Origin of the sequence: Streptomyces sp. NPDC060205, from assembly GCF_042728395.1 — a bacterium.
GTDB lineage: Bacteria > Actinomycetota > Actinomycetes > Streptomycetales > Streptomycetaceae > Streptomyces.
The window spans coordinates 1-8,358 of record NZ_JBHWZP010000385.1; the positions used below are offsets into that span (position 1 = coordinate 1).

The 8,358-nt window shown below is 69.5% G+C and carries 7 protein-coding genes; 2 read left to right on the forward strand and 5 right to left on the reverse strand.

Going from position 1 to position 8,358, the window contains the following annotated elements; translation table 11 throughout:
• Positions 1–55: 55 nt before the first annotated feature.
• The 5 genes from ACFWGJ_RS38560 to ACFWGJ_RS38580 all read right to left on the reverse strand — a co-directional run bounded on the left by ACFWGJ_RS38560 (position 56) and on the right by ACFWGJ_RS38580 (position 6,364).
• Positions 56–1,483, reverse strand: coding sequence for a cellulose binding domain-containing protein (locus ACFWGJ_RS38560; RefSeq protein WP_387333619.1), 1,428 nt, complete (start codon positions 1,481–1,483; stop codon positions 56–58).
• Positions 1,484–1,562: 79 nt separating this feature from the next.
• On the reverse strand, positions 1,563–3,149 hold the full coding sequence (locus ACFWGJ_RS38565) for a beta-N-acetylhexosaminidase (RefSeq protein WP_387333620.1): 1,587 nt from the start codon (positions 3,147–3,149) through the stop codon (positions 1,563–1,565).
• A gap of 63 nt (positions 3,150–3,212) precedes the next feature.
• The gene (locus tag ACFWGJ_RS38570) at positions 3,213–4,052 is read right to left on the reverse strand and encodes a carbohydrate ABC transporter permease (protein ID WP_387333621.1); all 840 of its coding nucleotides are present in this window, start codon (positions 4,050–4,052) and stop codon (positions 3,213–3,215) included.
• On the reverse strand, positions 4,049–5,038 hold the full coding sequence (locus tag ACFWGJ_RS38575; RefSeq protein ID WP_387333622.1) for a carbohydrate ABC transporter permease: 990 nt from the start codon (positions 5,036–5,038) through the stop codon (positions 4,049–4,051). Before ACFWGJ_RS38575 ends, ACFWGJ_RS38570 begins: the two co-directional genes overlap by 4 nt.
• Positions 5,039–5,107: 69 nt before the next feature.
• A complete protein-coding gene (locus ACFWGJ_RS38580) occupies positions 5,108–6,364 on the reverse strand; it encodes an extracellular solute-binding protein (RefSeq protein WP_387333623.1) in 1,257 nt (418 codons plus the stop codon).
• Between the two features lie 314 nt (positions 6,365–6,678).
• On the opposite strand from ACFWGJ_RS38580, the gene ACFWGJ_RS38585 reads away from it, so the two are divergent.
• Entirely contained in the window at positions 6,679–7,518 is an 840-nt protein-coding gene (locus ACFWGJ_RS38585) for a GntR family transcriptional regulator (RefSeq protein WP_387333624.1), read from the forward strand.
• A gap of 198 nt (positions 7,519–7,716) precedes the next feature.
• The gene (locus tag ACFWGJ_RS38590; RefSeq protein ID WP_366781532.1) at positions 7,717–8,301 is read left to right on the forward strand and encodes a TerD family protein; all 585 of its coding nucleotides are present in this window, start codon (positions 7,717–7,719) and stop codon (positions 8,299–8,301) included.
• Positions 8,302–8,358: the final 57 nt, after the last annotated feature.

The window sequence follows — 8,358 nt, forward strand, 5'->3', positions numbered from 1 at the left end:
GCGGACGTCGGTTTCTGACGACTGACGAGACTGACGACTGACTACGGACGGGCGGTCAGCTGCCGGGCACGGTGTCCTGGAAGGTGGTGCCCGCGCTGCGGTAGGCGTTCAGCTTCGTGGTGACCTGCGCCGGTGTGAGGACCTGGTCCTTCACGTGCAGGACGTAGTCCACCTGCTGGTCGTACGCCCGCGCGGTGGTGCTGGTCTGGCCCGCGAGGTCGATCAGCCACTGGTTGAAGTTGATCGACATGGGCCGCTCCGGCAGATATGCGGAGCCGTGCGTACCGAAGAGCTGCCCGTCGATGTAGTACTTGATGCTGTTGTTGTCGATGGTCAGCACCAGGTCGTGCCAGCCGCTGAAGCTCTGCCTCGCCTCGGTGTGCTCGTTGACCGCCACCCACGGCTCGGCCTGATACGTCTCCCAGGACGTCGTGTAGAGGATGTTGGACGGCTCGCCCCAGCCGCCGTTGGGCAGGTACTCGAAGTCGTACTCGGAGTAGTCGTCCGCCAGGGGCGCCTTGAGGTCGTTGATGGTGAAGAACGTCTGGACGAGGCGGTCGCCGTCCGGACCGTACTTGGGCGCGTCGTTGAACCGGACCCGTGCCGCGTAGGTGCCGTTCTTGAACTTCGTCGCCTTGGTGAGGATCTCGGTCTGCTTGGTGCTCGCCGCGGTGCCGGCGGTCGAGGTCTCCAGGTTCATGATGGAGTTGCCGCCCGTGGTGGCGAAGGTGACCTTGTCGGGCGCCCAGGTCGCGCCCGGCACGCCGGGACCACCGGAGTTGGAGCGTACGTTCCAGCCGTTCGCCGAGATCCGCGGGTCGCTGTAGCCGCTGTAGTTGAAGTCGTCGAACAGCGTGGCGGCGTCGGCCGGAGGGTCGGTCGGCGGGTCGGTGGGCGGATCCGTCGGCCCGTTGCCCGCGGGCGCCTGACCCCACACGGTGGCGCCGCCCAGCTGCGCGGTGACCTTGGACCAGTCGCCGTACGAGGTCTGGGAGGCGCCGAAGGAGTAGTCGTCGCTCTGGTTCAGTGCCGCCCAGGTCGACTGGTAGAAGCGCAGTTGCAGATCGCCGGTGTCGGCGCCCGGGGCGAGCGACCCTGCCCCGGAGGTGAAGCCGATCTCCAGATAGCGGTCGGCCGTGGCGGTCGGGTTGGCGAGCGTGCCGAAGGTGCCCGTGACGTTGGCGCAGCCCTTGACGGCCCAGGAGCAGGCGAAGCGATAGGTGGCGCTCGCCGAGTCGGCCTTGAAGTAGTACCGGACCTTGACGCTGCTCAACTGCACGGTCGCGGTACCGGTGTTCTTCACCTTGAACCACGGTTCGGCCTGGTCGGCGCCGGCTCCGGTGGCGCTCGTACGGTACTGGACGCTCAGTCCGTCGGCCGCCGCGCTCGCGGTGGCCGGAAGGGCGGTGAGTGCGGCGGCGCCCATGGCCACCGCGACGGCGGTGTGGGCGGTGGCGCGCAGCCGGTTCTTCGCGAATCTCATGGTGGTTCCTCTCCAGAAAGGTGGGGTGATTCCCGGAAACGGACGGGTCGGGGGGAGGGGACGGGGTTAGGGGGTGAGGTCAGGGGTGGCGGTGGACGCCGAGTGCGTCCAGCCGGGCCGTGTGCCCGTCGAGCCGGGAGCGGAAGTCGGACCACTCGGTGGCGCCGCTCCAGCCGCGGTCGGCGAGGGCGCACAGCCGCGGATAGGTGAGGTACTCGATGTGTGCGGGCGTCGGGACGAACTCGGTCCACAGCTGGGCCTGTGTGCCGAGCACCCGCCCGGCGGCCTCGGCGTCCGCGTTCTCCGGCACCGGGTCGTGGGCGTGGACGGCGCGCAGATCGACGACGGCTCCGGGCTGGGCCTGCGGTTCCTCCGGGTCCTCGGACTGGGCGTAGTCGAGATAGGTGGCCCGGTGATGGGCGTTGATCACGAAGTGGCCGCGGTGGGCCGCCGTCAGGGTGTGGGCCGGGTCTCGCCAGGTCATCACCGTGAACTCGGGAGGCAGTTCGGCGCCGGTCTCGGCCCAGCCGACCGGCCTGCGCCCGTTCCGGACGACATGCTCGCCGACCTTCCCGAGGAACCAGCCGTGCAGCGCCTCGGGACCCGGTAGGCCCTCCGCCGCCGCCCGTTCCCGCGCGGCGGCGTTGTGCGTCCACTCGGCGGTCGGGCACTCCTCGCCGCCGAGGTGGATGTACGGCGACGGGAAGACGTCCATGACCTCGTCGAGGACACCGCGGCAGAAGTCGAGGACCTCGTCGTGGACGCCGAGGACGGTGTCGCACACACCCCAGCGCGTCCACACGTCGAGGGTCCGCTCCGGGTGGTTGCCCAAGGAGGGATAGGCGGCGAGGGCGGCGCGTACATGCCCGGGCATCTCTATCTCCGGCACGACGGTGACACCACGGTCGGCGGCGTACCTGACCAGGCCGGTCAGTTCGCCTCGCGTGTACGCGCCGCCGTGCGGGACTCCGTCGTACGTGCCGCTGCCGGCCGGGCCCCGCTGCGACTCGGCGCGATGGCCGCCGATCTCGGTGAGCTTGGGGTGGGCGGCGACCGGCATGCGCCAGCCCTGGTCGTCGGTGAGGTGGAGGTGGAAGACGCTGATCTTGTGCAGGGCGAGCAGGTCGACGTACCGGCGCAGATAGGAGACGGGCTGGAAGTGGCGTGCCACGTCCAGCATTGCGCCGCGCCAGGGGTGCCGGGGGACGTCGGCGATGTCCGCGCAGGGCAGCGACCACCGGGTGGCGGGCTGCGGATCCGCGGACAGGGCTTCCGGGGGCAGGAGTTGACGGACCGTCTGGATACCGCGGAGCAGACCGGTGGGGTGTGCGGCGCGCAGCAGTACGGTGTCCGGGGCGACGGTGAGTACGTATCCCTCTTCGCCCAGGCCACCGAAGCCGCCCAGGCCACCGAAGCCGCCCACGCCACCGAGGTCGCCCGGCCCACCGGGGCCAGGGTCGAGGGCCAGGGTGAACCGCCCGTCCGTGGACGGGTGCAGCGGCAGCCCGGTGGCGGGGGCGAGCAGGGTACGCAGCAGGTCCGCGGCGGGTTCGGCGCCCTCGCCGATCCGCAGCGTCGTGTCGGCGTCGAGCGTGAAGTGTCCTGGCCGGAACGCGGCCCGGGCCGGGCGGGGGATCAGGGTGGGTGCGGGTGGCTGTGCGGGCACGGATGGCCTCCGGAGCTGAGTGCAGCCGCGTACACGGGGAGCACATGGGGGGAGTGGCGGGGGTCAGCCCTTGACCGCGCCCGAGGCGAAGCCGGACGTGACGTGGCGCTGCAGCAGCAGGAACACCACGAGCGCCGGGGCCGCGAAGAGGGTCGAGGCGGCCATGGTGGCGCCCCAGTCGGTGCCGAACACGTTCTGGAAGGAGGACAGCCACACGGGCAGGGTGCGGCTGTCCTGCTGTTTGATGATGAGGAAGTTGGCGTAGGCGAACTCGTTCCAGGCGGTGATGTAGCCGAAGAGCGAGGTGGCCATGAGGCCCGGTGCCAGCAGCGGGAACGCGATGTGCCGGAACGCGCCGGGCCGGGTGCAGCCGTCGACCTGGGCGGACTCCTCCAGCTCCGGCGGGATCGTGCCGATGAAGCCGCGCAGGACGATGACCGTGAAGGGCAGGGTCATCATGAAGTAGACGAGGGTCAGGGTCGGCAGCCGGTCCAGCATGCCGGTGTCCCGGGAGATGATGTAGACCGGGATGATCAGTGACTCCCAGGGCGCCATCTGGGCGATGAAGACCATGAGCATGAACTGCCGGCGCCCCTTCCACCGCATCCGGGCGACCGCGTAGGCGGAGCCGAGCGCGACGACGAGGGAGAGCAGGACGGCGCTCAGGGTGACGAGGAGGCTGTTGCGCCAGAACAGACCGAAACCGTCGGCGCCGACAGCGGTGCGGAAGTGGTCGAGCGTCCACGTCCGCGGGACGAGCCGCGGAGTGTCGGACTGGATGTCGCGGGCCGGGGTGAACGCGGTCGCGACCATCCAGTAGACCGGGAACAGACAGAGCACGACCGTGACGACGGCGGCGGCGTTGAGGGGGATGCGGCGCATACGGGGGCGGGTCGTGCTCATGCGAGCTCGTCCTCCTGGCGGAACATCTGGCGGAAGTAGAGGACCAGCACGCCCGACATCAGCACGACGGTCACCATGGAGGCCGCCGACCCGAGGTCGTACCGCTGGCTCGACAGGGCGGTCTGGACCGCGTACACGGGCAGGATCGTGGTCGCGTCGCCGGGGCCTCCGTTGGTCATCACCCAGATCTGGACGAACGCCTTGAACGTCCAGATCACTTCGAGCGAGAACACCAGCAGGAAGATCGGCCGCACGACCGGGAAGGTGATGGACCGGAAGATTCGAGCCCCCGACGCCCCGTCGAGCCGCGCCGACTCGTACAGCTCGACGGGGACGGTGGTGAGGGCCGAGTACAGGGTGATCGCCGCGAACGGCACGGACTGCCACACGACGAGCGCGACCAGGATGGCGAAGGCGGCCGGCCCGTGCGCGAACCAGGCGTAGCGGTCGAAGGACGCGAACCCCAGGTCCTTGAGGACCGCGTTGACGATGCCGAACTCCGAGTGGAACAGCCACTGGAAGACGGTGGTCGCCGCGATGACGGGCATGGCCCAGGTCAGGACGAGCGAGCTGAGGACCGCGAACCGGCCGAACCGGCCGAGCCGTTCGATCATCAGCGCGACCAGCGTGGACAGCACCATGATCAGGGCGACGTTGACCGCCATGAAGAGGAAGGTGCGGCGCACGACCTCCCAGAAGCGGCTGTCACCCAGCAGCGTCCCGTAGTTGTCGAGGCCGACGAACCGCGCGTCACCCAGGATGAGCTGACGCAGTCCGAAGTCCTGCAGCGAGATCACCACCGCGCGGACCAGCGGATAGACGAGCAGGTAGAGCGTGCCGAGGACGGCGGGCGCGATCAGAAGGTACGGCCAGGCGCCGGGCCCGCCGTCCTTCGACGGGCGGCGCGGTCCTCGTCCGGGGGAGCGCCGGGGGCGCCCGGCGCTCGGTGGGGGGTGGTGCGCGGTCTGCTCTCGGACGGCCGTCACGGCACACTTCCTCCAGCGCGGCACCGGCACGGACGGCCGGTGCGAGGACGGTTGAGGGGCCGGGCCGGCTCAGGTGCCGGAGTTCATCGCCGTGGTGATGGCCTCGGACGCCTTGGTGGCTTCCTTCTGCGCGTCGCCCCCGGTGAGTACGGCGGTCAGGTAGTCCTTGATCGGGTTCTTGGCCTCGACGGCGGCCCAGCCGGGGGTGTTGGGCGTGGCGTGGCCCTCGGCGGCGCCGACCGCCATGGCCGAGGCGCCCGGATCGGAGGCGACCGCACCGGACAGGGTGGTCTTGTTCGGTACGTAGCTCATGGCGACGGCGAGCTTCTTCTGCCAGGTGTCGCCGGTGAGTTCCTTGACGAACGTGTAGGCCGCGTCCTGCTTCGCGGAGGCCGTCGGGATGACGAGGTCCGAGCCGCCGGTGAAGACGGCGCCGGGAGCGTCGGCGGTCTTCCCCGGGATCGGGAAGAAGCCGAGCTTGTCCTTGAGCGCGGGGTTGTTCTCCACGACCGTGTTGGCGCCGCCCGGCGACGAGATGATCTGGGCGACCTTCCCCTTGGCCATCACGTCCGCCTGCGGGGGAGTGGCCTCGTCCGAGTCCTTGGGGCCCCTGCCGAGTGCCTGCAGCTTCTTGTAGAACTCCATGCCGCGGACGGCCTCGGGGGTGTCCAGAGCGCCCTGCCACTTGCCGCCGGACTCGGTGGCGAGGTCGCCGCCCTCGTCCCAGACGAAGCCCGCGAGGGTGTACCAGTTCTGGCCGGGCAGATAAATGCCCTGCGTACCGCCGGTGTTGAGCTTCCTGGTCGCGGCGGTCCACTGGTCACGGGTCCTGATCGCGGCCGGGTCGACGCCCGCCTTCTCGAAGAGGTCGGTGCGGTAGATGACGACACGGTTGGCGGCGTAGTACGGGATGCCGTACTGCTTGCCCTCGAAGGCGCCGGGCTCGGCGAGGCCCTTGAGCCAGTCCTTCCCGCCGAGTTCGCCGACCTTGTCACTGAGGTCGAGCAGGCCCCCGCTCTGCGCGAACTGGGCGACCTGGGTGTTGCCGGTCTCGATGACGTCGGGTGCGTCGCTGCTGGCGAGGGCCGCCGTGACCTTCTCGCCGATGCCGTCCCACTCCTGGATCTGCACCTTGACGTCGATGTCGGGGTGCGCGGCCTCGAAGCCCTTCACGAAGTCCTTCTGGAACTGGTCCGAGACGCTGTCGCGCATCAGCCAGACGTCGATGGCGGTGCGCCCGTCGGAGGCGTCGGAGGAACTGCTGCAGGCACTCAGCCCGGCGGTCACGACGAGCGCGGACACACCGGCGAACAAGCGGAGCTTCACGGTTCACCTCTGGAGGACATGAGCAGACCACCTGACCAGTGAAGCCCACTGGACAGCTCACCTCTCGATGCGGGGATGAAACTGGCATAGACCAATCGGGGACGTCAACCCCTTCTGCTGCATGGGTTGTTGGGCCTCATGCCGTCCGGAACTCGCGCGTCGATCCATAGACAGCGGTTACACTTCGCCCGACCAGGGGTGACAGGGCGCGCGACAACTGGTCAACTGGTAAAGGGGAGCTCGCGCACGACGGCATGAGGGCGACAGCATGGGGGGAGCGTCATGAGGGGGAGCGGTACGAGGGTGGGAGCGGCATGAGGGAAGACGCATCGGGTGCGGTGCTGAAACGGGAGCGGGTCCGCGACTTCATCCTCGACCTCGTCGAGTCACGCAGCCCGGGCGACGCGATCCCCTCCGAGCGCTCCCTGTGCGCCCGTCTGGGAGTGTCCCGCCCGACCCTGCGCGCGGCGGTCGACGAACTCGTGGCCGCGGGCCTCCTGGTGCGGGAGCACGGCCGGGGCATGTTCGTCGCGCCCGAGAAGATCACCCAGGAACTGGTCTCCGGGCAGCAGAGCATGACGGCACCTCAGGCCTCCGGCACCTGGTCGAGCCGCCTGCTGGAGTTCACCACCTTCGCGGCCGGCGCACGCGTGGGCCGCAGACTGCGGATGTCACCCGCCGCCGAGATCGTGTACGTGGCACGGCTGCGCCTCGTCGACGGCGCCCCGATGGCCATCGAGCACCTGCACATCAGGGCCGATCTGGTCCCCACCCTGTCCGCGCAGGAACTGGAGGCCGGCGACCTCTACGAGCACCTGCGTGAACAGCACGGCGTGCACGTCCAGGAGGCCGTCCAGGCCATCGAGCCGACCGTCGTCACCCGCGCCGAGGCCGAACTGCTCGACGTCCCCGAACTGTCCCCGGCGCTGCTCTTCGAACGGCTCACCTCGGACACCACGGGCCGCCCCGTCGAATACGTCCACTCGATCTACCGCGGCGACCGCTACCGCATCGTCTCCCGCCTCACCCTCGACCCGTCCGCCACCGAACCGTCCACCCGCCTCGGCCATCACCCCGGCATCCCCCCGGGCGACTTCGCCCACCGCGAGACGATCGCGTCCTCCACGCGGGGGGACATCCAGACGGGGCAGTGAGCCTCCTCGCGGTGACGGAACGGATGGCGGCGACGGGACGGATGGCAGCGACGGGACGGATCGCCCGATGGGCGTATCAGGGCGCCTGTGACCCGAGCGGTGCGGGGATCTGGTGATTCGCGTGGGTCCCGGGCTATGTGGTGTGACACGGGGCAGGCACACTGCATACAGGCATTCTCACGATCAAGAGGAACAGGCATGATCACGCTTACGAAGGAAGACGGCCCGGCGGATCTCGACGGAGTGACCCACCTGTCGATCGGTGTGTCCTGGGACCCCACCGTCGGCAGCAGCGGCGGACTGATCGGCAAGCTGCGCCAGAAGACCGGCACGGACCTCGACCTGATCGCCATCGCCATGCAGGGCTCGGACCCGGTCCGGCTGGCCGGTCTGGACTCCCTGGACCCGCTGGGCAACGGCTCGTTGGTGCACACCGGCGACAACCAGACCGGCAAGGGCGCCGGTGACGACGAGACCGTGACCGTCGAGTTCTCCCGTGTCCCGGCGAACATCACCTCGATCGTCTTCGTGGCCGCCGCCTACAAGAAGAGCAGCTCCTTCCAGAAGGCGCGGAACATCAGCTTCAAGGTGTACGACGCCAGCGGTGGCAGCACGCAGCAGGTCGCGGACATCTGGCCGAGCCTCCTCAGCAACGACAACGGCTGCGCCGTCGCCAAGGCGATCCGGGTCGGCGGGGCCTGGAAGCTGCAGGTGATCAACGAGACCGGGAAGATCAAGCAGGGCGACGAGCAGGCCCTGATGCGCTTCGCCGCGAGCAAGTAGGTCACACGCGAGCGAGCGCGATATCGCGGAAGCGGGACGATCGCGCGGAGGCGGGAC